Origin of the sequence: Kitasatospora sp. NPDC004745 (genome assembly GCF_042873275.1) — a bacterium.
In the GTDB taxonomy this organism is placed as follows: Bacteria; Actinomycetota; Actinomycetes; order Streptomycetales; family Streptomycetaceae; genus Kitasatospora.
The window spans coordinates 100,740-126,159 of sequence record NZ_JBIALK010000013.1; the positions used below are offsets into that span (position 1 = coordinate 100,740).

Here is a 25,420-nt window from a genome sequence, read left to right on the forward strand (position 1 = left end):
CCGGGGCCGGCGCCCCACAGACCCGGCCCCGGGCCCACCACCCACCGCATCGTTTCCACAGGAGAGCCATGCCCGCCCCGTCCAGCCCTGCCGACACCACCGCAGCCACCGCCCCCGCCGGTCCCGGTCACCGGGAAACCGACCCCGGAGCCGCCCCGGAAGCCGCCCCGGAAGCCGCCCCGGGGGCCGTCCCCGTGCTCACCCCGCAGAAGGCCGGGGAGCTCGCCCGCGCCGTGGTCGCGGAGATCGAACGGGCCGTCGTCGGCAAGCCCGAGGCGCTGCGCCTGGTCATGCTCGGCGCCCTGGCCGGCGGGCACGTCCTGATCGAGGACCTGCCCGGACTCGGCAAGACCCTGCTGGCCCGCTCCTTCGCGACCGCCCTCGGCCTCGACTTCCGCCGGATCCAGTTCACCCCCGACCTGCTGCCCTCGGACGTCACCGGCGCCCCGTTCTACGAGCGCGGCACCGGCGAGATGGTGTTCCGGCCCGGCCCGCTGTTCACCCGGCTGCTGCTCGCCGACGAGATCAACCGGACCCCGCCCAAGACCCAGGCCGCCCTGCTGGAGGCGATGGCCGAGGGCCAGGTCTCCGTCGACGGCGTCACCCGCCGCCTGCCGGACCCGTTCCTGGTCATCGCCACCGCCAACCCGATCGAGTACGAAGGCACATACGCCCTGCCCGAGGCCCAGCTCGACCGCTTCCTGCTGCGCGTGCGGATGGGCTACCTCTCCCCCGCCACCGAGGCGGCGATGCTGCGCGCCAGGATCGACCGGGCGGCCCCCGAACCGGTGCTGGAGACCGTCGTCGGACCGGCCGAACTCCTCGCCATGCGGGCCGCGGTGGAGCGGGTCGAGGTCGACGACGACCTGGTCGAGTACGTGATCGCCCTCGTCGACGCCACCCGCAAGGACCAGCAGATCCAGGTCGGCGCCTCGCCCCGCGGCGGCCTCGCGCTGATCCAACTGGCCCGCGCCCGCGCCATGCTGGAGGGCCGCGACTACCTCACCCCGGAGGACGTCAAAGCGCTCGCCGTCCCCGCCCTGGCCCACCGCATCACGCTCAAGCCGGAACTGTGGGTGCGTCAGATCGAGGCGGACGACGTGGTGGCGCGCCTGGTCGGCTCCGTCCCGGCACCGCAGACCCTGCCCCGCGCGGTCACCCCGTGAACCCGGCCCGCCCCGGGAGCCCCGCCTCCGCAGCGCCCGCCGCAGCCGCCCCCGCCCCGGACCGCGCCACCCTGCGCGCCCAGGCGCTGGCCGCCGCCCGCAGCGCCCGGGCCCACGCCGCCGGCCTGCCCGACAGCCCGCCCCCGCCGCACTGGCGCGCCGGCGAGCAGACCCTGCGCCTGCTCACCGTCGCCACCGCCGCGGCCCTCGCCGCCCTGGCCACCGGCCACGCCTGGCTGCTCGCCCTGGCCGCCGCACCCGCCGTCCTGCTCGCCCTCGCCGCCCCCGGGCGCAGCCGCCCCACCCGGCTGTCCGCCGAGAGCACCACCCGGCCGGCGCGCTGCTTCGAGGGCGAGCCCGTCACCGTGCGGGTCGCCGTCCACCACGACGGGCGGATCGGTGCGCTGGAACCCGTCGTGGCCCTGGGCCCCGGCCTGTCCCTGGACGCCCTGACCGTCACCGCCACCGGCGTCGACCTGGTCCTGCGCGCCGACAGCTGGGGCCGGCGCCACCTGGGCGTCCTCGACCTCGACGTGCCCGACGCCGGCGGCCTGACCCGCCGTACCCTGCGCACCGACCTCGGCACCGTCGACGTCTTCCCCGTCCCCGGCGCCGCCCACCTGACCCCGATCCCGGTGCGCCTGCCCGAGCGGATCGGCGAGCACACCACCGCGCACGAGGGCGCCGGCGTCGAGGTCGTCGGCGTGCGCCCCCACGTGCCCGGCGAGCGGCAGCGGCGCATCCACTGGCCGTCCACCACCCGCCGCGACGCCGTCCAGATCAACCAGTTCGCCGCCGAACGCGCCGCCGACGCCGTCGTCCTGCTGGACACCCTCGCCGACTTCCACGACGCCACCACCGGGCTGCGCAGCCTCGACGAGACCCTGCGCGCCGCCACCGGCCTGACCCGCGCCTACCTGCGCCGCCACGACCGCATCGGCCTGGTCGCCGTCGGCGGACAGCTGCGCCGGCTCACCGCCGCCGGCGGGGACCGGCAGTTCTACCGGATGGTCGAGAGCGTGCTGGAGGTCCGTCAGGACCGCCCCCGGCACGGCACCCTCCCGCCCCTGCCGCTCGCGGCCCTGCCCGCCCACGCCCTCGTCTACGCCTTCACCCCGCTCGCCGACCAGCGCATCCTCGACGTCCTCGGCCAGGTCCGCGAACGCGGCAACCCGCTCGTCGTGGTGGAGATCCCGGTCGGCGAACCGGCGACGCACCCCGACGACGAGACCGACGCCCTCGCGCTGCGCCTGTGGCACGCCGAACGCGAGGCGATGCGCGCCACCCTGCGCGGCCGCGGCATCCCGGTGGTGCGCCACACCCCGGGCCGGACGCTGGACCTCGCCCTCGCGCCGCTGCTGCGCCGCCGGATCACGGGAGCGGCCCGGTGAACGAGCCCACCAGCAGGCCCACCGGCAGGCCCACCGGCAGGCCGGTGCACGGCCCGGCGGGCGGGCGGGCGCCGAAGCCGCCGGTGCGGCGCACGGTGGCCGCACCGGCCCCCCGCCCCCGCACCGGCCCGTCCACCGGGTGGAGCGGGTGGACCGACCGGGCCGCCTGGGCCCCGCGGCTCGAGTCCGCCGCGCTGCGCGGCGCCGGCACCGCCCTCGCCCTCGCCGCCGCCGGCACCGGGGAGGGCACGCTGACCGCCCGGTTCGGGCCGATCGGCGTCGCGGCCGTCGCCGTCGGCGCGCTCTGGGCGGCCGTGCCGGCCCCTGAGGGAGCGGCCGCCCACCCGGTGACCTGGCCGGCGCGCCTGACCGCCGCCCGCACCACCCTCCTGCCCACCGCGGCCGTCCTGTTCGCCGCCCTCGGCGAGCCGCCGCTGTGGCGGGCGCTCGCGGTGACCGTCCTGCTCATCGGCTACCTGCTGCTGCTCGACGCGCTCGGCCCCCGACGCCGCACCGTCCGCCCCTTCGCCGCGGTGGCCGCCGCCGGCGCCGCCCTGCTGGTCCTGCCGGTGGCCTTCGCCCCCACCGCGGCGGGCGAGTGGTCCCGGCCCCTCGCCCTGCTGGGCCTGGCCGCGGCGGCCTGCGGCGTGGCCGCGGCCCTGCGCCCCGACCGCACACCGGACCAGGACCCGGACACCGCGACGGGACCATGACGCACCGGCGGACCGGGGCCACGGCGGCCCGGCGGCCGGACGGCGGTGGCGCACCGTCACCCGGGTGACGGACGGTCACCGGGGAGGCGTCCCCGCCGGCCCGCGACCGCGCTGGCCGGCCCGGGAGGCGTTCCGGCGGTTCCGGGAGCGGCCCGTCACGCGGTCGGCGACGCCTGCTGCCGGTCGTAGTGCTCCTGGGCGGCGAGGAGCTCGTCCCCGTGCCGGCCGAACCACTGGATGAGTTCGGTCAGCGGCCCGGCCAGGCCGACGCCGAGTTCCGTCAGGGCGTAGGTGACCTGGGGCGGGACGGTGGGCGCGACCTCGCGGTCGACGAGCCCGGCCCGGACCAGGGCCTTGAGGTTCTGCGACAGCATCTTCTGGCTGATGCCGCCGACCCGTTGGTGCAGCTGCGCGAAGCGGTGCGGGCCGGCGACGAGGGCCGAGATGATCAGTGTCGCCCAGCGGCTCGTCGTCTGGTCCATGATCGGCCTGAGCGCGCACTTGTTGTCGAAGGTGTCGTGGGCCAGGAGTCGGGCGGCCGTCGCGACGTGCTGAGTTTCCATCACCTCACGAGCTTACAAAAAAGTAGGTACTTCCCTGCAGTAACCAGCTTTCCTACGGTGACTTCCGCAGGCACCAACGTTCGAGGAGTCACTGTGAGCAGCAACAACGCCCGTACGGCGATCGTCACCGGCGCGTCGAAGGGTCTCGGCGCGGGGATCGCCAAGACGCTGGCCCGGACCGGCGCCGCCGTCGTGGTGAACTACCGGGAGGACGCGGCGGGCGCCGAGCGGGTCGTCGCGGACATCACCGCCGGGGGCGGCCGGGCGATCGCGGTCCGGGCGGACGTGGCCCGCGGCGACGACGTGCGCGGCCTGTTCGACCGTGCGCGCGAGGAGTACGGGCCGGTCGACGTGCTCGTGAACAACGCGGCCGTGGCCGCCTTCGCCCCGCTGTCGGCCATCACCGAGGAGGAGTTCCAGCGCGAGCTGACCACGAACCTGCTGGGCACCATCCTCACCACGCAGGCCCTGGCCGCGCAGGACGACGTCGACGCCGCGTCGATCATCAACGTCTCGACGGCCGGCACCCTCACCCACCCGCCGTACGCCTCGCTCTACGTCGCGTCCAAGAGCGCCGTCAACGCGTTCACCGTCGTGGCGGCCAAGGAGCTGGGCCCGCGCGGCATCCGGGTCAACGCGATCATGCCCGGGCCGTCGGACACCGAGGGCACCAGGGCCATGGGGTTCCCCGGCTCCGCCCAGGAGGCGCAGGCGATCGCCGACACCCCGCTGGGCCGCACGGGCACCCCGGACGACTACGGCCCGCTGGTGGCCTTCCTGGCGTCCGACGACGCGCGCTGGATCACCGGGGACGTCATCCTCGCCTCCGGCGGCATGCGCTGACGCCCCGCCCGTCCGGCCACCGGCGCCGGTGCTACAGGCGGTCGAGGGCGGCGACGGCCTCGCTGGCGAGGGGGTGGTCCTCCGGGTCGTCGTCGGGGTCGTCGAGGACGGTGGCGTCGAAGGCGAGGTCGGCCGTGCGGACGGCGTCGGCGTAGGCCTCGGCGTCGTCGACCGGGTGCAGGGGGCGCGAGCGGCCCGGGCATCGTGGCACCCCGCACCGACAACGGGCCGGCCACCCGTCGTCCGGCCACCGCGGGGTGGTCGGCTCGGCGGGTGGCCGGCCCGGGGTGTCCGGCCCGGAGGTGGGCGGACGGCGGCTCAGGCGAGCAGGTCGGACTGCAGGGTGACGACCTGGCGGAAGGCCGCCGCGGGCACGCCGTCCGGGTTGGTCATGGTGATGACGGCCAGGACGTCGGAGGCGGAGAGGTAGGCGAGGCGGGCGGTCGGGGTGCCCTTGGCGCCGTTCACCGAGGTCTCCTTCGTCGACAGGTCGATGCCCGGGACGGCGTCCCAGCCCTCGCGGGCGGCGACCCGCACGCCGGGCAGGGCCTTGGGCAGGCTGTCCGAACGCAGCGAGGAGAAGACGTCCCAGGACTCGGCGGAGGAGCCGAAGCGCAGCAGCCGGATCTGGGTGCGGGTGCCGTCCGAGGCCGTCCACTCGCGGACGGTGGCCGCGCGGCAGGCGTCCTGCACGAGCAGGGCGCGCAGCGCGGCGGGGTTCTGCTGCTCGGCGAGGACGGCGTCGCAGGGCACCCAGTCGGCGGGCGCCGGGCCCGTCGCGGAGGGGGCGGGGGACGCCGTCGCGCTCGCCGCGGGGCTCGCCGGGGCGGAGGCACTGGCGGAGGCGCTCGCGGACGGGCCGGCGGAGGGCGGCGCGCTCGGGGCGGGGAAGGTCGGGGCGGTCAGCGGGCCGCCGGCCTCCTTGGGGGTGGGCAGCAGCAGGTGGCGCAGGTCCGCCTGGTGCAGGCCCTTGCCCTTCGGGTCCGGTGCGCTCTTGCCGGCGGGCAGGGGCGGCAGCGCCAGCGGCGGGAAGGTGTAGCGGCCGTCGCTCGCGGTGGCCAGGCCGGGGATGTCGGTGCGCTCCGGTGCGGTGACGGCCAGGGCGGCGCCGGTGCCGGCGAGGGCGAACACCAGGGTGGCGGTGCTCCAGCGCAGCGCGGCCCGGCGGCGGCGGGTGCGCCGGGCGAGGCGGGCCTCGCGCTCCTCGGGCGTCTCGGGGGCCGCGGGGGCCGCGGGGGCCGCGGGGGCCTGCGGGGCGGTGCCGATGACCTCGGAGGTGCCGAGGGGAGCGAGGGCCGGGGCCGCGGGCGGGGCCGGCGGGGGCGGCGGCAGCTCGGACGGCGGCTGGGGCGACGGCTGCGGCGGGGTGGCGTGGTCGGTCATGCGGACGCTCCCGGGCTGGCGAGACGGTCGAGCTGCATCGTGAAGAGGGCGACGATCTTGTCCTTGGGCAGCGGTGCCACGCCCTCGGCGTTCATCACCACCAGGAGGTCGCCCTCGGCGGCCGAGCACTCCAGGTAGTCGATCGGCGCGGACGGCGGGGCCGGCATCAGGTAGCAGTGCGCCTCGGGGTGTCCCGGGACCTCCGGGCCGATCCGGAACAGGCCGGTGTCGCCGGTGAAGACCGCGGTGTACTCGTTGAGCTTCTGCACCTCCTGCTGGTTGAACTGGCGCAGCTTCAGGCCGATGACCAGGTCGTCGCCGCTGGTGCGGTAGGTGCGCACGCCGGTGGCCTTGACGTGCAGGCCGTCCCAGTAGGAGCGGAGCTTGTCGCGCTTGTCCTTGGGGATCTGCTGGAGTTCGGCGTCCAGCTCGTCGGAGAGCTGCTCGGCGCCGAGCTCGGTGTCGTTGCCGTAGCCGCCCTGGTCGGGGCCCAGCTCGTAGCCGGCCGGGACGGGCAGCAGCAGGTCGCGCAGCGAACCGAAGTGGTTGCCGTTGGACTTGGCGCCGAACGGGGTCGCGGTGGGGCTGGGGGCGGCGGGCGCGGCGGACGGCCCGGCGGCGACGGCCGGGGCCGGGTCGTCGTACTGGGTCTTGATGATGCCGATGCCGATGGCCACGCCGGCCAGGGCCGCCGCGGCGGTCGCGGCGCCCGCGCGCAGCAGGCGGCGGGAGGCGGGGCGGGCGGCGGCCGGGTGCTGCTCGGCCGCGGGCTCGACGGCGGGCTCGGCGGCGGGCGCGGCGGCCGGGGCCTGCTCGGGGTGCTCGGCCCCGGTCACGGTGTTCTCGGTCATGCCAGTCGCTCCCACTGCTGCTTGGCGAGGTCCTTCACGACGTCGGGGTTCACCGGCTTGGTGCCGAAGACCTCGACCGACATCAGCACCGTGCCGCGCTGGGCGACGGCGACGCCGTAGTAGTACTGGTCGGTGGTCTCGGCCCAGCGGCTGGGCTGGTCCTCCACCTTGTAACCGCCGTTGGCGCCGTCGGCGAACGACAGGAGGTGGGAGAGGGAGGCGCGGAGCTTCGCCTCGCTCGCGTTCTCCGGCGCGTACTGGATCAGCGAGACCCGGTACTTGACGTCGTCCTTCTTCCAGTCGACCTCGGCCGCGCGCCGGAAGCCGCGCGAGTTGAGGTCCTTGAACTCGCGCACGGAGTTGCCGGCGCGCTCGGCGAGCTCGCCGACCGACACCCAGGACGGCTTGTCCGGGTAGTCGCCCCAGGGGCCGCTGCCCTGCGGGGCGCTCATCAGCAGCTTCAGCAGGTCACCGTCGATGGCCAGCGGCCGGGGCTGCTCGGCGGCGAAGGCGGTCGGGTCGACCACGACGGCCGGGTAGGACGGGCGGGCGACCTGCAGCGGCGGCAGCGGCGTGGGCGGGCGCTGCGCCTGCACGGCGTAGCCGACGCCGCCGCCGGCCAGGGTGCCCAGCACCAGGCCGCACACCGTCAGCAGGACGGGGCGGGGGCGGCGCGGGGCGCGGGGCGCCTGCTCGGGGGCGGGCGCTGCGAGGTCGGGGGCGAGCGGAGGCCCGGCCCAGGGCGATGCGGGCGGCGCGGGGGGCCCGGCCGGCGGTGCGGCGGGTGCGGCCGTCGGGGCGGCGGCGGGCGTCTCGGCGGACGGGGCGGCCCAGGGCGACGCTGCGGGCGTGGGGGGCCCGGCCGGCGGTGCGGCGGGCGCGGCCGGTGCGGGCGCGGCGCCGGGCGACGGCTCCGCGGGTTCGGTGGTCACGAGGTGGCTCCAGAGGAGGGAAAGAAGGGGGTGGCGTCAGGGGTGGACGGGCGGCGGCGCGGGCTCAGCCGCCGGCAAGCCACTCGCGCTGGCGCTTCATCAGGGTGTTCAGCAGACCCTTGTCGGGCGTTCCCTTGACCTCGACGTCGATCGTGTACTGGACGTCGCCCTGGCTGGAGATGCCGGTCATCGAGCCGGTGAACGCCTGCTGCCTGGGCTTCTTGACGTAGCCGTGGGCGTTCGGGTCGCCGTCGATGTCGATCGGGTCCTGCGACTTGACGGTGTATCCCTTGACGAACTCGGTGGCCATCGCGGTGGAGCTGAAGCGCAGCAGGGTGACCGTCACCTCGGCCTTGCCGTCGGCCGTGCGGTACATCCGGGAGGCGCCCTCCTTGTACCCGTACGAGCCGAGGATGTCCATGATGCCGTCCTGCTTGCCGAACAGGTCCGCGACGTCGTCGTTGGTCATGGTCATCCCGTCCGCGGGCCCGTAGGACTCGCCGCCGTCGGGGATGGGGAGCAGGAAGTAGCGCAGGTCGCCCTCGTGCTTGCCGCCGCTGACGGTGCCCTTGACGGTGCTGGCCGGCTTGGGCGTGGTCGGGACGGCGGTCGGCACCGGGACCGGCACCGCGGAGGGCGTCGGGCTCGCGCTCGCGGTCGGCGAGGCGCTCGCCGTGGCGGCGGCCGTGGCGGGCGGCGCGGCGGCGGCCGGGCGGGCGTCCGGCTTGCCGACGGCGACGGTCACCGCGGCGCTGGTCGCCGTGACGGCGAGCAGGCCGGCGGTGGCCAGCGCGACGCCGACGGCGCGCGGCAGGCGGCGGGCGGGCGCGGGCGCCGGCTCGACCGCGGGCAGCGGCTCGGCTGCGGCCGGCGGCTCGACGGGAACGACCGGTGCGGCCGACGGGGCCGGCTGAGCCGGTGCGGCCGACGGGGCCGGAACCGACGGCTCGGCGGCGGCGCTTTCGTTTTCGGGCGCGGACAAGGAACTCCCCCGGGGAAAAGTGGAATGGCGCGTGCGGGCCCTCGCGAGAACCACTCCCCCTGCCGAGGCTCTCCGGACCGCCCGTCACGCGGCTCAGCAGGAATTATGAGAGTTCGTTGACAACACTGCCAACAAAATGAATCGGCGCACTCCCCCCCAATGACCGATGAATCGGACACGCCGTGATCCAACCGCAATGGGCGCCCGCCGGGGCGGCTCCCCCGGCGGTTCCCAGCAGCGGTTCCTCAGCGGGGCGGGCGGGTCCGGCCGGTCTCCAGCTCCGCGGCCGCGGCGTCGAGGATGCCGCGGAAGACGTGGCCGATGACGGGCCCGGCGACCCGCCGCGCGAGCACCGGGCCGAGGACGGGGACGGGCAGCGCGAAGCCCGTCGTCCAGATCACCAGGGTGCCGCCGGGGACCTCCTGGAAGGTCATCCGGCCGGAGTCGTGCCGGGCCGGCGGGAAGCTGCGGTCGACGGTGTAGTCGAAGGCGTGCGGTGCGCGGTAGGCGGTGATCCGCTCCTCGAACCAGCCGATCAGCCAGGTGTGCAGGCGCACCGCGCCCACCCCGTAGGGCGCGCCCGCGCCGGGCCGGGCCAGCCGGGCCCGCAGCACGTACGGGGAGCGGGTGTAGTGGGTGGTGGTGGCGCACCAGTCGAACACCTCGGTGATCGGTGCCTCGATGACCCGTCGCACGGTCACGGTCTCCACGGTCACGGTCTCCACGGTGGCTTTCCCTTCCTCCGGTCCGTCGGCGCGGCAGGCGGCCGCGCCCCTCGTCACCGTGAGGACCGGACGGGGGGCGGGAACGTGACATCGGGGCCGGGCGGGCGGGTCGGCCGGTGACCGGTGCCGGGTCGGCGGGGCTGCGGGGCGGGTGCCCGTCAGGGTGCGGTGGCGTCCAGGAGGCGGGCGGCCGCGGTCAGGGTGGGGCCGAGCGGCCGGTCGAGGCGCACGGCGGCGAGCTCGTCGGCGCGGGTGGCGCCCTGGTTGACGATGGCGACGGGGATCCGCTCCCGGGCGGCGTGGCGCACGAAGCGCAGCCCCGACAGGACGCTGAGCGAGGAGCCGAGGACGATCAACGAGCTTGCGGCGCCGACCAGTTCGTAGCACTGCTCGACCCGGGGCGCCGGGACGCTCTCGCCGAAGAAGACCACGTCGGGTTTGAGGACTCCCCCGCACACCCGGCACGGCGCCACCCGGAAGGCGTCCACCGCCTCCTGCGGCAGGTGGGCGTCGCCGTCCGGGCGCAGCACGGCCCCGGCGGTGCGGAAGCCCGCGTTCAGCTCCTCCAGGCGCTGGTCGAGCTCCGCCCTGGCGGTGGTGTGCCGGCAGTCGAGGCAGACGACCCGGTCGAGCCGGCCGTGCAGTTCGACGGCCGCGCCGGTGCCGGCGGCGCGGTGCAGGCCGTCGACGTTCTGGGTGATGACCGCCGTGACGCGGCCGGTGCGGCGCAGGTGCTCCACGGCGTGGTGGCCGGCGTTGGGCCGGGCCCGGGCGATGGCCGGCCAGCCGGTGTGGCTGCGGGCCCAGTAGCGGCGGCGGGCGGCCTCGCCTGCGGTGAACTCCTGGTACGTCATCGGGGTGGCGGTGCGGCGGCGGCCGGTGGCGCCCCGGTAGTCGGGGATGCCCGACTCGGTGGACAGGCCGGCCCCGCTCAGGACCACCGCGCCGCGGTCGGCCAGCAGCCGCACCAGGGCCTCCAGGCCGGGCCCGTCGGGCCCGTCGGCGCGGTCTTCCTGTTCTGCCCGGCCGGCGTGGCCGGCGTGGCCGGTCCGGTCGGCGTGGTCGGTGTCGGGGGTTCCGGGCGTGCCCATGCTGTCGAGCGTAGTGCGCCGCCACGGCGTTCGGGGACCTGCTCGGGGGCCTGCTCGGAGCCCCGGCCGGGGTGCCGGTCCGCGCGGGGGCGGCGGGTCGCGGGGCGTGAGAGGCTCGGGCGCATGGAGCAGCGCGTACTGGGCCGGACGGGCCGGAGTGTGTCGGTGGTGGGTCTGGGCACCTGGCAGCTGGGGGCCGACTGGGGCGAGGTGCGGGAGGAGGACGCCCTCGCCGTGCTGGACGCCTCGGTGGCGGCCGGGGTCACCCTCTTCGACACCGCCGACGTCTACGGCGACGGGCGCAGCGAGCGGCTGATCGGCCGCTACCTGCGGGAGCGGCCGGACGCGGGGGTGTTCGTCGCCACCAAGTTCGGGCGCCGGGTGGAGCAGCGGCCGGAGCACTACCGGCTGGCGAACTTCCGGGACTGGGCGGACCGTTCGCGGGTCAATCTGGGGGTCGAGCGGCTGGACCTGGTGCAGCTGCACTGCCCGCCGACGCCGGTCTACTCCTCGGACGAGGTGTTCGACGCCCTGGACACGCTGGTCGCCGAGGAGCGGATCGCCGCGTACGGGGTCAGCGTGGAGACCTGCGCGGAGGCGCTGACCGCGATCGCCCGTCCGGGGGTGGCGAGCGTGCAGATCATCCTGAACGCGTTCCGGCTCAAGCCGCTGGAGGAGGTGCTGCCGGCGGCCGCGGCGGCGGGGGTGGGGATCCTGGCGCGGGTGCCGCTGGCGTCGGGGCTGCTGTCGGGCCGCTACACCGAGCGGACGGTGTTCGCCCCGGACGACCACCGCACCTACAACCGTCACGGCGAGTCCTTCGACCAGGGCGAGACCTTCTCCGGGGTGGACTTCGCGACGGGTGTGGCGGCGGCGGCCGACTTCGCGGCGCTGGCGCCCGAGGGGGCGAGCCCGGCGCAGACGGCGCTGCGCTGGGTCGTCCAGCAGCCGGGCGTCACGTCGGTGATCCCCGGGGCCCGCAACGTGGCGCAGGCGGGGGCGAACGCGGCGGCGGCCGAGCTGGCGCCGCTGCCGCAGGACGTGCTGGAGGCCGTGCGGGGGCTGTACGACCGGCGGATCCGGGCGCAGGTGCACGACCGCTGGTGATCGGGCCGCCCCGCGCCCGCCGGGCCGCCCGGCGGGCGCGGGGTGGACGCGGGGCGGGTGGGTCGTCGGGTGGTCCGTGGGTGTGACGATGTCGCGGATCGGTCACCGGTCGGGAGCGGAAGCCGGTCGCGGGGTGGGTCGGCGCCGGTGGGCGGGAAGAGGACGGGAGAGGGGTCCGTAGGGGGGAGGGGTCGGGGGTGGGGCGGGAGGCTTCCGGCCGCTGGAGCGCGTTCCAGCGGCTGTGCGCGGCGGGGGTGGTGGCGGCCGTGGCGGTGCTGGGGGTGGCGGCCGCGCCGGTGGTGTGGGCGGAGTCGCAGGACGCGCCGGGCGACCGGCGGGGGTGGCTGGTGGTCTGCGGCGTGGCCCTGCTGGCGGGCGTCGCCGCCTCGGTGCCGCTGGGCCGCCGGGTCACGGCGGCCGACTACGCGGCCTCCGTCGTGGGGGTGGTGCTGTTGCTGGCGGTGGCCCTGGGCACCGTGTTCGCGGCCGCCCAGGCCACCCACGCGATCGGGCTGCGGCTGCACGAGCCGCGCGCGGTGGCGGCCACCGTGACCGACTGCCGCACCACCGGCCGGGAGCTGGACGACCAGGGGCGGGGCCACGACGTGTACGGCTGCACGTACCACTGGAGCGTCGACGACCGGGAGTCCAGCGAACGGCGGCCGACCCACGAGCTCCTCCCGGACGGCCACCGCACCCGGGTCTGGGTCGACGGCGACCGGATGATCACCGAGAAGCCGGGCCTGCTGGCGATCCCGTTCTGGGTCGTCCTGACCCTGGCCGGCCTCCTCGGCACCCTCGCCTTCGCCGCCAACCTGGCCGCCCGCGTCCGCGACCTGGGCCTGCTGTCGCCGCCGTAGGGGTGGGGTCTGGCAGCATCCTGGGGGTGGAGATCGGGGTGGGGCCGGAGTTGGTGGTGGGGGACGGGTACGCGGTGTACCGGGGGCCGTTGGCGGACAGTGTGTTCCACCGGCATGCCGCGTTCCAGGTGGCCGTGGCGGTGGGCGGGGGCCCGGTGAGCGTGACGGACGGGGCCGGGGTGCGGCACCGGGGGGACGCGGTGGTGGTGGCGCCGATGGTGCGGCACCGGATGGCGCCGTCCCGGTCGGTGCTGGTGTTCTTCGTGGATCCGCACTGTGCGTTCGCGGACCGGCTGCGGGCGGGGTGCGGGGCGGGTGTGACGGTGGCGCCGCGGTGGCGGGGGCTGACGGAGGCGGATCTGCGGGCGGCCGGGGCGCTGCCGTCGGCCGAGGTGGATCCGCGGCTGTGGGCGGCGATGCAGGCGCTGGCGGACGACCGGGTGCCGCTGTCGGGGCTGGCCGCCCTGGTCGGGTTGTCGCCGCAGCGTCTGCGGGCCCTGGCGCAGCGGCAGTTGGGGCTGCCGCTGGCGCGGTGGCGGATCTGGCGGCGGCTGGCGCGGGCGGTCGGGGTGCTGGGTGGGGGCGGGACGCTGGCGGAGGCGGCGCTGGCGGGCGGTTTCGCGGATCAGGCGCATTTCGGGCGCCGGATGCGGGAGATGACGGGGTTGACGCCGTCGGAGGTGCTGCCGGCGCTGCGCGGGCCGGGTGCGGGCGCCGGAACGGGGGCGCGGGGCGCGGCCGTTCCGGCGCCGCGTCGGGTGCGGCGGGCGCGCCCGGCGGGTCAGGCGGGTCAGGCGCGGCGGGCGACGTAGACGGAGAGCGAGCCGGTGACGGTCGGGACGGTCTCGGCCTCGCGCACGCCCCGGAAGCCCGCGTCGGCGATCAGGCGGGGCAGGATGCCGTCGGCGTTGGGCTGGGTGTCCTCCTTGCCGTCGGCGAGTTGGACGATGCGGAAGGCCAGGCGCATGGCCGTGGTGCGCTGGCGGCCGTAGTCGGCGATGACCAGCTTGCCGCCGGGGCGCAGCACGGTGTGCATGGCGGCGAGGACGGCCCGTTTCATCGGGACGGGGCACTGGTGGAGGACGAGGCTGGAGACGGCGGTGTCGGCCGTTGCGGGGCCGACGATGTCGGCGAGGTCGTCGCCCATGCCGGTGTGCCAGGTCGGTGCGGCGCCTACGGCGGCGGCCTTGCGGCGGGCGAGGTCGAGGGCTGCGGGGTCGGGGTCGACGCCGATGACGCGGGCCTGCGGTTCGACGCGGACGAGGAGGGCGGCCAGGGAGCCGGTGCCGCAGCCGACGTCGACGATGACGTCGTCGGGGCGCGGGGCGATGTGCATGGCGAGGAGGCTGCGCCAGAGCCGTTCGCGGGTGAGGGAGACGATCGGGTCGTAGAGGCGCAGGGGGGCGAGGCGGCCGGCGGCGGGGGTGTAGGCGGGCTGGGCGGGCTGGGTCATGCGGGCAGTGTCGGGTGGGCGCGGGGGTGGCGTCTTGTACGAATCGCTCGTGCTGCGGGGCGGGTTGGGGGATTCCGGGGTTGCGTCGTCCGCCGTCCGCCGTCCGTCACCCCCCAACCATAAGCAGTCAATCGACATATGACGGAGAGTGTCTTATCGTGGGCGTCGGTGGGGCCGCCGCAGCGGTGTGCCGCCGCCTTCCGCTTCCGACCCCGCGAGAGGACCGCCCGTGCTCCGTCGTACCCGCACGCCGCACGCGTTCGGCGTCGCCACCGCCGCCGCCGTGGTGCTGGCGCTGGCCGCGCCGCCCGCCCTGGCGCTGCCCGCCGACGCCGCCCCCGATCCGGTGCCCGCCCTGGTGGCCGGCCAGGACACCGCCGCCCCGCAGCTGGTCACCGGCCTGTCCGAGCCGGCCGCCGGCGCCCCGGCCGACGCCGCCCGCGCCCACCTGGCGGCCCACCCCGACCGCTACCGGGTCGACCCCGGGGAGCTGGTGGAGGCCGGCTCCGAGCGCGACGCGGACGGCCGGCGCACCGTCAGGTTCGAGCAGCGCCACGGCGGGATACCGGTGTTCGGCGCGCAGTACCTGGTGCACCTGACCGGCGAGGGCGCCGCGCAGCGGGTCGAGTCGGTCGGCGGGAAGTACTTCACCGGCCTGAGCGCCCCGACCTCCGCCACCGTCCCGGACGCCGCCCTGCGGGAGCTGGCGCTCGGCGCGGTGCAGGACGCGCGGGCCCGGGCGGGCGCCACCGCCGAGGACCGGGGGGCGGTCGTGCTGCCCGGCGGCGCCGGCCGGCTGGCCCGGCACTTCACCGTGCGCACCACCGACCCGGCCGGCGGCGACCGGGCGGCCCGTGAGGTGTACGTGGACGCCGTCGCCGGGGTGGTCGCCCTCGCCTACGACGCCCGCACCCCCTCCCCCGCCGGGGACGCCGCCCCCTCCCCCGGCGGCGACCCGCAGCCCGCCACCGGGACCGCCCCGGACGTCCACGGCAACTCCGTCAAGGTGAACGCGGTCCGCCTGCCGGACGGCGGCTACCGGCTCACCGACCTCACCCGGCACTCCGTCATCACCACCTACGACGCGGCCGGGCGGGACGCGGACGACTTCGTGGGCGCCCTGCCCGCCGACGCCGTCCCGGCGGCCTCCCCCGGGCCGGACTTCCCCGCCGCCACCGGCACCAGCGGCGCCACCGACGCCCACCTGGGCGCCGGCGCCGTGTACGACTTCTACCGCGACCGGCTGGGCCGCGACGGCCTGGACGGCAAGGGCGGCCCGATCGTCTCCGTGGTCAACGTGACCAGCGGCGGCAAGCCGTACGCCAACGCCTACTGGGACGGGACCAAGATGGTCTACGGCTCGGGCGGCGGGGCGTACTTCCCGTTCTCGGCGGCGCTCGACATCACCGGGCACGAGATGACCCACGGCGTCGTCGCGCACACCGCCAACCTGACCTACCTCGGCCAGTCCGGCGCGATGGACGAGGCCCTCGCCGACTACTTCGGCAACGCCATCCAGGTGACCGCCCGCGGCCTGTCCATGAACGACCCGAAGGCGGCGCTGCTCGGCGAGGACAAGTGCCGCACCGGCACCCCGCAGGCCTGCGCGGACCGCCACCTGGACGACCACCGCACCACCGTCGCCGACTACCTCGGTGCCACGGGCGCGCTCGACAACGGCGGGGTGCACCTCAACTCCCCCGTCTTCGCCGGCGCCCTGTGGGACATCCGGCGCACCCTCGACCCGCTCACCGCCGACCGGGTCGTCTACCGGGCGCTCGCCGACTACCTCACCCCGCTCGACGACTTCGTCGACGGACGTGACGCGGTGCTCGCCGCCGGCCGCTCGCTCGGCCTCAGCCGCGCCCAACTGCGCACGGTGGCCGCCGCGTTCGATGCGCACGGGATCAAGGCCGGCTGGCAGCACCGGATCGGCACGGACAGCCGCACGCTGCTGCCCGACGTCTCCGGCTCGATGAGCCTGCCCGCCGCCGCCGACGGGCACTGGGTGGCGATGGGCCCCATCTCCGGCCGGACCGACCGGAACGCCCTGTACACCGGCCCGACCACCGGCCGCACCGCCCCCGTCCGGCTCAGCCCGGACGACGGCCGCTACCACAGCTACGCCGCCACCGACGGCGCCGGCGCCGTCTGGATCGCGGTCGGCACCGACGCCCGGGGCTGGGGCCAGGAGGTGCTGACCGCACCGCTGACCGGCGCCGGCCCGGTGCGCAGCCTGTTCCACTCGGCCACCCAGCAGCCCAGCGGGGTGCAGGTCTCCGGCCGCGACGTCGCCTTCCTGGTGCGCGACGCCGGGCGCACCGGCGTCCGGCTGTCCCACGACGGGGCCCCGGCCGTCGAGATCCCGCTGCCCGAGGGCCACGGCGCGTCGGACCTGACCCTGCGGGACGGCCTCCTCGGCTGGACGGAGTCCTGGCACGAGGGTGAGCAGCAGGTCACCGCGCCGACCGTCTACTCGATCGCCGCCGGCCGGGTCACCGCGCAGTACACCGCGCACGCCGGCGCCGGCGCCCGGCCGAGCGAGGCCTACGGCACCCGGCTGGCCGGCGGGCGGCTGCTGTGGGTGGACATCCCGCGCGAGGACGCCGGTGCGCACGGCTCGATCCGCTCCGGCGCCCTGGACGGCTCGGGCACCAGCGAGGTGCTGTCCGGTGACGCGCCGAACGCCCCCACGCGCGGCTCCCTCATCACCGCCTCCGACCAGGCCGTCACCTACCGGGCCGTCCCGCACTCGCTGCTGGGCCCCGCCCCGGCCGGCGGCTGGACCAACGCCGCGCTGCCCAAGCTGTGGCAGGTCCCGCTCGCCGGCGGCGCCCCGCAGCGCGTCTCCTGCGACCGAGGCGACCAGGACCAGCCCGCGGCCGACCAGGGCACCCGGGTGGTCTGGCTGGACGCCACCGGCGGCGGCCCCGACCTGGTGGTCCGCGACCGCCCGGCGGTCACCTGCTGACCACCTGCTGACCACCGCTCATCTGCTGACGACCACCTGAAACCCTGCCCCGCCCCGCCCCCGTCCCCCCGGGGCGGGGCAGGACGGCCCGGTGCGGACCGGCTCACAGCCAGCCGCGCCGGGCCGCCTGCACGCCCGCCTGGAAGCGGGTGGTGGCGCCCAGCTGGGCCAGCAGCGCGGAGACCCGGCGCACCACCGTGCGCCGGCCCAGGCCCAGCCGGCGGGCGATGGCGTCGTCGGTGGCGCCGCTGGCCATCAGGGTGAGGATGCGGCGGTCCCGGTCGTCGATCTGCAGGCCGACGCCGTCCACCGTGGCCGGGACGGCCAGGCGCCACAGCGTCTCGAACACCGCGGCCAGCGCCCGCAGCAGGGCGGAGGGGCGGATCAGCAGGGACACCACGCCCGGGCGCCCGTCGGCGGGCAGCGTGACGATCGCGAGGTCGTCGTCGCCCAGGGCCAGTTTGAGCGGCGGATCGTCCAGCGTGCGGGCCTGCTCCCCCGCCTCGATCATGCGCGCCATGTTGGGGCCGGCGACCGGGTCGTCGAAGGCGCAGCCGTGGTAGATCGAGCGGTAGGCCACGCCTGCGGCCATCCGCTGGCGCTGCAGCACCTCCTGGTCGAGGTAGAAGGCCGTACTGCCGGAGTACGGCGGCACGTCGATCACCCGTATCTGGTGGCGGGCGGCCAGTTGCAGCCGCCGGCTGGCCGCCAGCACCTGGGCGCGGTCCTCGACCACCTCCAGGGCGCCGTAGGTGCCGGCGTCGCGCCGGGCGAAGCGGTAGAGGCGTTCCAGTTCGGCGCCGGCCCGGCGGGCGGTGGCCTGGCGCAGGGCGTCGCTCTGCAGCACCGCCTCGACGATCCGGCCGGGCGGCAGCGCCTCCCAGCCGTGGTCGTGGTCCCTGCCGACGTCACGCCCCCGGCCGGAGTCGTGGCCATCGGCGGTGGCGGAGTGGCCACCGGCGGCGGAGCGGTCGGCGGCGGCGGAGCGGTCGGCGGCGGCGGAGCGGTCGGCGGCGGAGCGGTCGAAGGCCACCACGACGCCCTCCTCGGCGAGCCCCCTGAGCACGGCCAGGACGGCGCCCTCCTCCAGGCCCGCCCTGGCCGCCAGTTCCGCGGCCCGTGCCTGCGGATGGCCGACCAGGCAGCGGTAGACCCGGCCGCGTTCGGATTCGGGATCGAGCACGTCGTGCACGAGACCCCCCGTGTTTCGTCGTGTGCGGAGCGTACGGACCGCCGGAGGCTACCCGCGCCGGTGGCGCACATGCGCCAGTGGCCCAACTGGGCCGCCGGGCGCTCTGGCGTCCGGCGAGACGATCTCGCCAGAGTTGTCGGTGTCCAGACATGTGCGGGAGCGGCAGCGGCGACGGCAGCGGCGGCACTCGCGGCGCAGCACCCCCCAGCCAAGGACGGCCCATGACCCCTGCCCGGCCCCCGTTCCCCCTGCCCGGACGCACCCGGCCGAAGTCCACCGCCTCCAGCACCTCGGCCGGAGGCGGCCCGCACCGGCGCGCCCGTGCGGCGCTCACCGCCCTGGCCGCCTGCCTGCTCCTGCTGCTGCCGGCCGCACCCGCCGCCCTCGCCGCGCCCGACGCCCCGCCGCCGCTGCACGACGGCTTCGGGCTCACCCAGGTCGGCACCGCCACCGGCAGCGCCACCAACTTCGTGATCACCGTGACCACCCCCCAGGTCGCCGGGCAGCACACCGTCCGGATCCTGCTGCCCGCCGGCTACGCGGCCGAGCCGACCAGGCGCTACCCCGTCCTGTACTTCCTGCACGGCGCCTCGGACAACCCGAGCGACCCGGCCCTGGCCTACCCGGCCCTCACCGCGGCCAGGTCGATGATCACCGTCATCCCGGACGGCGGGCTGCGCGGCTGGTACACCGACTGGCTCGACCAGAACACCGCCGCCGGGGCGCAGAACTGGGAGACCTTCCACCTGAACCAGGTCGTCCCGTTCGTCGACGCCAACCTGCGCACCCTCACCGGGCGCGGCAGCCGGGCCGTCGGCGGCCTGTCGATGGGCGGCTTCGGCGCCCTGCACTACGCCCAGGACCGCCCCGACCTGTTCGGCCAGGTCCTCACCATGTCCGGCGCCAACGACCTGTCCGTCGACGAGATGATCATCCGCGGCGCCGTGGTCGCCACCCTCACCAACGCCGGCACCGTGCTGTGCGGCCCCAGCGACGGCCGGCCCTGCGGCCTCGACTTCGGCCCCACCGTGTCCAGCGACGCCGTCTTCGGCTCCCCCTACCCGGTGTTCAACGCCGACTGGCGCTGGAACGCCGCCGACCCGGTCTCCCGGCTGGGCCTGCTCGCCGACACCGGCATCGCCGTCTACACCGGCAACGGCAACGGCAACGCCGGCGACATGGAGTTCTGGGCCGAGGGCACCGCCAAGCGCCTCAAGGACCGCCTGGACGCCCTGCGGCTGCCCCACCACTACGTCGACTACGGCAACGGCGCCGCCTGGGGCCCCGCCTGCAACGGCGGCCACAGCCCCGGCTGCTGGGCGCAGGACCTCGTGGACTACGTCCCGCGCCTGGAGGCGGCCTTCGCCGCAGCCGCCTGACCTGCAGGCCTCCCGGCCCGCAGGCCCGACCTGCCGCCCCTCTCCCCGGCCTCCGGCGACACCCCGGTCACACCCCGGGCCGCACCCCGTGCGGATCCCGCAGGCCCCCGACACGACCCACCCCGACGAAAGGACCCCGCCCCCGTGCCCTCCACCGCGACCCCGAGCCGCCCGGCCGCCCGGCTGCGCCTGCTCGCCGCCCTCCTGGTGGCCTGCTGCGCCGCCCTGGGCCTGACGGCCGCCCCGTTCGCGACCGCCCGGGCCGCCGCCGCCCCGGCCGCGGCCTGCAGCTCACCCCAGCAGTGCCTGACCATCAAGTCCCTGAGCAACGGGCGCCAGCTCGACGTCCAGAACGGCAACACCGGCGACGGCGCCTACGTCGTCACCAACTCCGCGCCCGGCTACCACCAGTCCTGGCGGCTGAGCGTCGACCCGTCCGACTACTCCTTCACCATCGTCAACAACGACACCGGCAAGTGCATCGACCTGGCCTTCTTCACCCCCGCCCTGCGCCAGCAGACCTGCGCCGGACAGGCCAGCCAGCGCTGGTTCCTGCAGCCCGTCGCCGGCTCCGCCGACGCGTTCATGATCCGCCACCAGGGCGACAACACCTGCCTGGACCTGCTGCTCGGCGCCCAGTACGACGACGCCTGGACCGACCAGTACACCTGCAACGGCACCGTCAACCAGCAGTGGTCCACCGGCTTCCCCGCGGCCGCCCGCAGCCTCGCCCTGGACCACGCCGCCAAGCAGTGCCAGAAGGACCCGGGCTCCTGCTCCTGGGCTCTGAAGAGCGAGGCCCCCGCCGCGCCGCTGCCCAGGATCTGCGTCTCCTCCGTCTGGTTCAACAACACCAGCAGCGCCGCCCAGCAGAACTTCGCCGTCACCAGCATGAGCGGCTGGTCCAGCAGCATCGGCGGCCAGATCGGGTCGGAGATCGGCGGCACGGCCGGGGAGGTGTTCAAGGCGGCGGTCACCACCAGCGTCAACTACACCAACGTGTGGCAGGGCTCGACCACCGTCAACAACAGCGTCACCGTCAACGTCCCGCCGCAGCAGTACGGTTGGGTCACCCTGGCCGAACTCGCCCGCAAGGTCACCGGCACCTGGACCTTCGACGCCCGCGGCATCCCGTGGACCGCCGAGGACACCATCACCATCCCGCTCACCTCCGACCCCAGCGGCGGCGCCACCCTCTACATCGCCAACACCAGCCCCACCTTCACCACCTGCGCCTGACGCCCCGGCTCCACCCGCTCCACCCCAGCCGCCGCCCGGCCCCGCCGGGCGGCGGCTGACAATTGTCACCGTCCGGCGGTGCACCTGCACACTGCCGGGCGGAGCCCGGGCCCGGCCACGATGGGGGCATGACCTCCACCGACCCGAGCCACCCCGACACCGTCCGGGCACTGCGCGACGTCAGGCGACTCGTACTCGCCTACCTGGGCCTCAGCGTGGCCACCCTGGTGGCCGCCCTCGCCCTCCGTGACCACCACGACGCGGTGAACTCCGCGGTGTGGATCCGCGGCACCGCGGCCGCCGCCAGCGCCGCGTTCGCCCTCGCGCTCACCGGGCGGGCCGCCCGCGGATCGCACCGTGCCTACCGCCGGCTGCGGATCGTCTCGGCCGTCCTGGTCGCCGCGGTCGTCGCCATCATCGCCGCACCCGGGACCTTCCCCGTCTGGATGAAGGTCGAGCAGGGGCTCTGCGGACTGGCGCTGCTGGGTGTCGCCGTCCTCGTCAACGGGCGCCGGCTGCGTACCCTGTTCCGCACGGTCTGACGCGACGTGAGGCGGGTTCGGGTGGACGGGTCCGGACGGACGACCCGGCGGGGGCGGCAGGACGGGCAGCAGCCGCCCCCGCCGCCGTCCCCGCAACGCTGGGCGCAGGGCTGGCGGCGCACGCTGCTGGGCACCGGGATGCTGGTCTACCCCGCCCTGACCGCCATGGCCGTCGGCTCCACCGTGTCCGGCGCCGCCGCGGCCGCCGGGTACGCCGTGGTCACCGCGTTCGGCCTGTGCTACCTGGCCACCGCCCGGGCGATGGTGCGCGGCCACCGGCGCCGGGCGGCCCGGCTGCTGGCCGTGCAGGGCGCACTGTTCCTGGCCGCGCTGCCGTTCGCCCACGAGGACGCGTTCTTCCTCGCCACCGTCGGGGTCTCCTTCGCCGTGGTGCTGTGGCCCCGCCGCGCCGCCCCGGTGGTGACCGCCGGCACGCTGGCCGCCCTGCTGGTGCCGTGGGCGGTGACCCCCTGGCACACCGGCCCCGGCGGGTTCCAGGCCCTGGCACTGCTGTTCAACGCGCTGACGGTGGGGGCCTTCGCCGAGATCGCCAGCACCAACCGGGCCCTGGTCGCGGCCCGGGCCGAGGTCGCCCGCCTCGCCTCGGAGGCCGAACGCGACCGGATCGCCCGCGACCTGCACGACCTGCTCGGGCACTCCCTCACCGCGATCACCGTCAAGTCCCGCCTGGCGCAGCGCCTGGCCGACCGGGACGCCGACCGGGCGCAGGCGGAGATGGCCGCCGTGGAGGAGCTGTCCCGGCAGGCGCTGACGGACGTGCGGGCGGCCGTCTCCGGCTTCCGCGAGGTGACACTGGCCGGCGAACTGGCGCGCGGACGCGAGCTGTTGCGGGCCGCCGGGGTGGTGGCCGACCTGCCGTCGGCGGCCGAGGCGGTGGCCCCCGCGGAGCGGGAGCTGTTCGGCTGGGTGGTGCGGGAGGGGCTGACCAACGTGGTCCGGCACGCCCGGGCCGGGCGCTGCACGGTGCTGCTCACCGCCTCCTCGGTGGAGATCCGCGACGACGGCAGCGGCTACCGCGGCCACGGCGGGTCCGGTGGCCACGGCGGGTCCGGTGGTTCCGGCGTCGACAGCGGCGGCGGGCGGGGGCTGGCCGGGCTGCGCGAACGGGTCGCGGCGGCCGGCGGTACCGTCGAGGCCGGGCCGCTGGGCCCGCGCGGGTGGCGGCTGCTGGTCACCGTCCCGCCGGGTGCCCACCGGGGGCGCCCGCCGGCCGGGGAAGGGACGACATGACGATCCGTCTGCTGCTCGCCGAGGACCAGGAGTTGGTGCGCACCGCGCTGTGCGCGCTGCTCGACCTGGAGGACGGCTTCGAGGTGGTCGCCGCCGTCGGCCGCGGCGACCAGGTGGTGGGCGCGGCCCGCGAGCACCGCCCCGACGTGGCGCTGCTGGACATCGAGATGCCCGGGCTGGACGGCCTGGCGGCGGCCGCGGTGCTGGCCGAGCAGGTGCCCGGCTGCCGGGTGGTCGTCCTCACCACCTTCGGGCGCGCCGGCTACCTGCGCCGGGCCATGGAGGCCGGGGCGCTGGGCTTCGTGGTCAAGGACGCCCCGGCCGAGGTGCTGGCCGACGCGATCCGCCGGGTCGCGGCGGGCGAGCGGGTGGTGGACCCGGAGCTGGCCGCCGCGACCCTCGCGGCCGGCGCCTCCCCGCTCACCGCCCGCGAGCGCGACGTGCTCAACGCCTCCCGCGCCGGCGCCGGGGTCGCCGAGATCGCCGCCCGCCTCCACCTGTCGGAGGGGACGGTGCGCAACTACTTCTCCTCGGCCATCGCCAAGACCACCTCCCGCAACCGCACCGAGGCCCTGCGGATCGCCGACGAACGCGGCTGGCTCTGACCCCACCCCGGTCCCGGGGGCTGCCGTGGCGGGCCCGGGGCGGGGGTCAGAGGCGCTCGATGGTGACCTTGGTGATGACGACGTCCTCGACGGGGCGCTCGTCGGCGGTGGGGGTGGCGGCGATGGCGTCGACGACGGCCTTGGAGGCGGCGTCGGCGACCTGGCCGAAGATAGTGTGGCGGCGGTTGAGGTGGGCGGGGGTGCCCACCGTGATGAAGAACTGGGAGCCGTTGGTGCCCGGGCCGGCGTTGGCCATCGCGAGCAGGTAGGGCTTGGTGAAGTGCAGTTCGGGGTGGAACTCGTCGGCGAAGGCGTAGCCGGGGCCCCCGGTGCCGGTGCCGGTGGGGTCGCCGCCCTGGATCATGAACCCGGCGATCACGCGGTGGAAGGACGTGCCGTCGTAGTACGGGCCGCTGCCCGGCTCGCCGGTGCGCGGGTCGGTGTACTCGCGGGTGCCCTCGGCGAGTTCGACGAAGTTGCGGACCGTCTTGGGCGCGTGGAACTGCAGCAGCTCCAGCCGGATCGGGCCCAGCGTGGTGTCCAGGGTCGCGAACAGGCCCTTGGCCATGGCGGACTCCTTCGGTTCGGGTGATCGGTGTCGTCGGCATCCTGGCACACACCGCGCCCCCGGCCGCACGGGCGGCCGGGGGCGTCGGGCGACGTCAGCCGACGTCAGGGCGTCGCAGGAGCGCCGGGGTGTCAGTCCTCGGCGGGGCGGCGGCGGGAGACGGCGACGAGCGCCGCGCCCACGGCGCCGAGCGCGGCGGCGCCGCCGGCCTCCCAGCCGAGGCCCTCGGTGCCGGTGGCGGCCAGCTGGCCGGGGCGGACCTCGGCCGCGGCGGCCGTCGTGCCGGCCGTGGTCGTGCCGGTGGCGCCGGTGGCGCCTGCCGCGGTGTCCGCCGTGGTGCCGGTCGTGGTGGTGAGCGCGGCGGGCCGGGCGGCGGGGGCCGCGGGCTGCTGCTCGGCGGACCGGGTCGGCTGCGGGGCGGGGGTGTTCGCGGCGGCCTCGTCGGCGGCGCGGGCGGTGGCCCAGCCGGCCTTGAGGAACGCGGTGACGGCCGCGTCGGCGCCGTCCAGGGCCGCGAGGGCGGCCTTGCGCACGGCCGGTCCGCCGGTCTCGGCGAGCTGGGAGACCTTGATCCGGTGGTCGGTGGCGCGCAGCGCGGGAAGCTCGGTGGTCAGGAAGCGGGTGACGTCGGCGGGGGTGCCCTGGAGGGCCTTCACCGCGGCCTCGCGCACGTGCGGGCCGTTGTCCGGGTCGGACAGGGTGAGGACGGCCAGGACGCGCTCGTCCGAGGCGCGGGCGGTGAACTGGCCCACCTTGAGGAACTGCAGGACGTCGGCGTCGGTGCCGTCCAGCGCGTGGCTCGCCGCCTTGCGCACGGCGGGGCCGCCGACGTCCATGATCTGCGCGAGCTTGACCCGGTTGTCGTCGCTGCGCTGGCGGGCCAGCCCGGTCGTCAGGAACTTCCGCAGGTCCGCGGCGGTGCCGGCGAGGGCCTTCTGCGCGGCCTCGCGCACACCCGGGCCGCTCTCCGGGTCGGCGAGCAGGCGCTGCACCTCGGCCCGGTCCTGGTCCTCGGCGCGGGCGGTGAACTGGCCCACCGTGAGGAACTGCAGGACGTCGGCGTCGGTGCCGTCCAGCGCGTGGCCGGCCGCCTCGCGCACGGCGGGGCCGCCGGCGACCATGATCTTCGAGAGCTTGACCCGGTTGTCGTCGCCCCGCTGGCGCGCCAGCTCGACGGTCAGGAACTGCCGCAGGTCCGCGGCGGTGCCGGCGAGGGCCTTCTGCGCGGCCTCGCGCACACCCGGGCCGCTCTCCGGGTCGGCGAGCAGGCGCTGCACCTCGGCCCGGTCGTGCTCCTCCTGACCGCCCGTCTGGTCCGCGGCGCCCTCGGAGCCGGTGTCGGGGCCGGAGACGCCGGCCGGCTGCGGGTTGTCGGCGGCCGAGGCCATCGACGGGAACAGGACGGTCGGGGCCAGGACGGCGGCCGCGACGACGGCGGACACCCGGGGCAGCTTCATTCAGCAGACCTGCTTCGTACGGAGAACTCGTGAACATTGACAGCATAGATCGTCTTTTATGTTCTCCATACCAGGTTTTTCCTGGTCAGGACGCTTGCCCCCGCGGCCCGTCGGCGGCCACCCTGCGCACCGCCGATCCCGATCGACCGTCGGGGG

Annotated in this window: 25 protein-coding genes; 13 read left to right on the forward strand and 12 right to left on the reverse strand. The window is 76.4% G+C overall.

Going from position 1 to position 25,420, the window contains the following annotated elements; all coding sequences use genetic code 11:
• Positions 1-68 precede the first annotated feature (68 nt).
• The 3 genes from ACFYUY_RS21665 to ACFYUY_RS21675 are packed head-to-tail and all read left to right on the forward strand — an operon-like array spanning position 69 to position 3,270.
• Positions 69-1,166 (forward strand): AAA family ATPase, encoded by a 1,098-nt coding sequence (locus tag ACFYUY_RS21665; RefSeq protein ID WP_387902555.1) that lies wholly within the window; start codon positions 69-71, stop codon positions 1,164-1,166.
• The gene (locus ACFYUY_RS21670; RefSeq protein ID WP_387902558.1) at positions 1,163-2,557 is read left to right on the forward strand and encodes a DUF58 domain-containing protein; all 1,395 of its coding nucleotides are present in this window, start codon (positions 1,163-1,165) and stop codon (positions 2,555-2,557) included. Before ACFYUY_RS21665 ends, ACFYUY_RS21670 begins: the two co-directional genes overlap by 4 nt.
• Positions 2,554-3,270: a hypothetical protein gene (locus ACFYUY_RS21675; RefSeq protein ID WP_387902560.1), complete on the forward strand. Its 717-nt coding sequence runs from the start codon at positions 2,554-2,556 to the stop codon at positions 3,268-3,270. The genes ACFYUY_RS21670 and ACFYUY_RS21675 overlap by 4 nt, the downstream gene beginning before the upstream one ends.
• 155 nt (positions 3,271-3,425) lie before the next feature.
• Here the strand turns inward: ACFYUY_RS21675 and ACFYUY_RS21680 are convergent, their stop codons facing one another.
• Complete coding sequence (locus tag ACFYUY_RS21680) at positions 3,426-3,833, reverse strand: helix-turn-helix domain-containing protein (RefSeq protein ID WP_360210518.1); 408 nt, start codon at positions 3,831-3,833, stop codon at positions 3,426-3,428.
• A 93-nt stretch (positions 3,834-3,926) separates the two neighbouring features.
• Here ACFYUY_RS21680 and ACFYUY_RS21685 point away from each other — a divergent pair, with 93 nt between their 5' ends.
• Positions 3,927-4,676, forward strand: a complete 750-nt coding sequence (locus ACFYUY_RS21685; protein ID WP_360210520.1) for an SDR family oxidoreductase — start codon at positions 3,927-3,929, stop codon at positions 4,674-4,676.
• 31 nt (positions 4,677-4,707) lie between these two features.
• On the opposite strand, the gene ACFYUY_RS21690 is transcribed toward ACFYUY_RS21685, so the two are convergent.
• From ACFYUY_RS21690 to ACFYUY_RS21720, 7 genes are all read right to left on the reverse strand, one after another.
• Positions 4,708-4,887 (reverse strand): hypothetical protein, encoded by a 180-nt coding sequence (locus tag ACFYUY_RS21690; RefSeq protein WP_387902563.1) that lies wholly within the window; start codon positions 4,885-4,887, stop codon positions 4,708-4,710.
• Between the two features lie 107 nt (positions 4,888-4,994).
• Entirely contained in the window at positions 4,995-6,059 is a 1,065-nt protein-coding gene (locus ACFYUY_RS21695) for a hypothetical protein (protein ID WP_387902566.1), read from the reverse strand.
• Positions 6,056-6,910 (reverse strand): hypothetical protein, encoded by an 855-nt coding sequence (locus tag ACFYUY_RS21700; protein WP_387902569.1) that lies wholly within the window; start codon positions 6,908-6,910, stop codon positions 6,056-6,058. The genes ACFYUY_RS21695 and ACFYUY_RS21700 overlap by 4 nt, the downstream gene beginning before the upstream one ends.
• The gene (locus tag ACFYUY_RS21705) at positions 6,907-7,842 is read right to left on the reverse strand and encodes a hypothetical protein (RefSeq protein WP_387902572.1); all 936 of its coding nucleotides are present in this window, start codon (positions 7,840-7,842) and stop codon (positions 6,907-6,909) included. Before ACFYUY_RS21705 ends, ACFYUY_RS21700 begins: the two co-directional genes overlap by 4 nt.
• Before the next feature lie 64 nt (positions 7,843-7,906).
• Complete coding sequence (locus ACFYUY_RS21710; protein WP_360210530.1) at positions 7,907-8,824, reverse strand: hypothetical protein; 918 nt, start codon at positions 8,822-8,824, stop codon at positions 7,907-7,909.
• Between the two features lie 245 nt (positions 8,825-9,069).
• Positions 9,070-9,549 carry an SRPBCC family protein gene (locus ACFYUY_RS21715; protein ID WP_387902574.1) on the reverse strand — a complete coding sequence of 160 codons (480 nt, stop codon included), beginning with the start codon at positions 9,547-9,549 and terminating at the stop codon, positions 9,070-9,072.
• A gap of 158 nt (positions 9,550-9,707) precedes the next feature.
• Complete coding sequence (locus ACFYUY_RS21720; protein WP_387902575.1) at positions 9,708-10,640, reverse strand: NAD-dependent protein deacetylase; 933 nt, start codon at positions 10,638-10,640, stop codon at positions 9,708-9,710.
• Positions 10,641-10,763: 123 nt separating this feature from the next.
• Here ACFYUY_RS21720 and ACFYUY_RS21725 point away from each other — a divergent pair, with 123 nt between their 5' ends.
• The 3 genes from ACFYUY_RS21725 (at position 10,764) to ACFYUY_RS21735 (ending at position 13,419) form a co-directional block, all read left to right on the forward strand.
• Positions 10,764-11,747 (forward strand): aldo/keto reductase, encoded by a 984-nt coding sequence (locus tag ACFYUY_RS21725; protein WP_387902577.1) that lies wholly within the window; start codon positions 10,764-10,766, stop codon positions 11,745-11,747.
• A gap of 197 nt (positions 11,748-11,944) precedes the next feature.
• Positions 11,945-12,607, forward strand: a complete 663-nt coding sequence (locus ACFYUY_RS21730) for a hypothetical protein (protein ID WP_387902579.1) — start codon at positions 11,945-11,947, stop codon at positions 12,605-12,607.
• A gap of 203 nt (positions 12,608-12,810) precedes the next feature.
• Positions 12,811-13,419 carry a helix-turn-helix domain-containing protein gene (locus ACFYUY_RS21735; RefSeq protein WP_387902581.1) on the forward strand — a complete coding sequence of 203 codons (609 nt, stop codon included), beginning with the start codon at positions 12,811-12,813 and terminating at the stop codon, positions 13,417-13,419.
• On the opposite strand, the gene ACFYUY_RS21740 is transcribed toward ACFYUY_RS21735, so the two are convergent.
• On the reverse strand, positions 13,398-14,060 hold the full coding sequence (locus ACFYUY_RS21740) for a methyltransferase domain-containing protein (protein ID WP_360210544.1): 663 nt from the start codon (positions 14,058-14,060) through the stop codon (positions 13,398-13,400). The genes ACFYUY_RS21735 and ACFYUY_RS21740 overlap by 22 nt on opposite strands.
• 229 nt (positions 14,061-14,289) lie before the next feature.
• Between ACFYUY_RS21740 and ACFYUY_RS21745 the strand changes: the two genes are divergently transcribed.
• A complete protein-coding gene (locus ACFYUY_RS21745; RefSeq protein WP_387902584.1) occupies positions 14,290-17,031 on the forward strand; it encodes a M4 family metallopeptidase in 2,742 nt (913 codons plus the stop codon).
• A gap of 103 nt (positions 17,032-17,134) precedes the next feature.
• Here ACFYUY_RS21745 and ACFYUY_RS21750 read toward each other — a convergent pair whose 3' ends face one another.
• Complete coding sequence (locus ACFYUY_RS21750) at positions 17,135-18,214, reverse strand: hypothetical protein (RefSeq protein ID WP_387902587.1); 1,080 nt, start codon at positions 18,212-18,214, stop codon at positions 17,135-17,137.
• 230 nt (positions 18,215-18,444) lie between these two features.
• On the opposite strand from ACFYUY_RS21750, the gene ACFYUY_RS21755 reads away from it, so the two are divergent.
• From ACFYUY_RS21755 to ACFYUY_RS21775, 5 genes are all read left to right on the forward strand, one after another.
• Complete coding sequence (locus ACFYUY_RS21755) at positions 18,445-19,602, forward strand: alpha/beta hydrolase family protein (RefSeq protein ID WP_360210550.1); 1,158 nt, start codon at positions 18,445-18,447, stop codon at positions 19,600-19,602.
• Between the two features lie 144 nt (positions 19,603-19,746).
• Entirely contained in the window at positions 19,747-20,841 is a 1,095-nt protein-coding gene (locus tag ACFYUY_RS21760) for an RICIN domain-containing protein (protein WP_360210552.1), read from the forward strand.
• Between the two features lie 128 nt (positions 20,842-20,969).
• Positions 20,970-21,383 (forward strand): hypothetical protein, encoded by a 414-nt coding sequence (locus ACFYUY_RS21765; RefSeq protein ID WP_360210554.1) that lies wholly within the window; start codon positions 20,970-20,972, stop codon positions 21,381-21,383.
• A gap of 21 nt (positions 21,384-21,404) precedes the next feature.
• The gene (locus ACFYUY_RS21770; RefSeq protein ID WP_387902590.1) at positions 21,405-22,634 is read left to right on the forward strand and encodes a sensor histidine kinase; all 1,230 of its coding nucleotides are present in this window, start codon (positions 21,405-21,407) and stop codon (positions 22,632-22,634) included.
• Entirely contained in the window at positions 22,631-23,239 is a 609-nt protein-coding gene (locus ACFYUY_RS21775; protein ID WP_387902593.1) for a response regulator transcription factor, read from the forward strand. Before ACFYUY_RS21770 ends, ACFYUY_RS21775 begins: the two co-directional genes overlap by 4 nt.
• A gap of 46 nt (positions 23,240-23,285) precedes the next feature.
• Here ACFYUY_RS21775 and ACFYUY_RS21780 read toward each other — a convergent pair whose 3' ends face one another.
• The gene (locus tag ACFYUY_RS21780) at positions 23,286-23,807 is read right to left on the reverse strand and encodes a peptidylprolyl isomerase (protein ID WP_360210560.1); all 522 of its coding nucleotides are present in this window, start codon (positions 23,805-23,807) and stop codon (positions 23,286-23,288) included.
• 131 nt (positions 23,808-23,938) lie between these two features.
• Positions 23,939-25,264 (reverse strand): ALF repeat-containing protein, encoded by a 1,326-nt coding sequence (locus ACFYUY_RS21785; RefSeq protein ID WP_387902596.1) that lies wholly within the window; start codon positions 25,262-25,264, stop codon positions 23,939-23,941.
• Between the last annotated feature and the right edge of the window lie 156 nt (positions 25,265-25,420).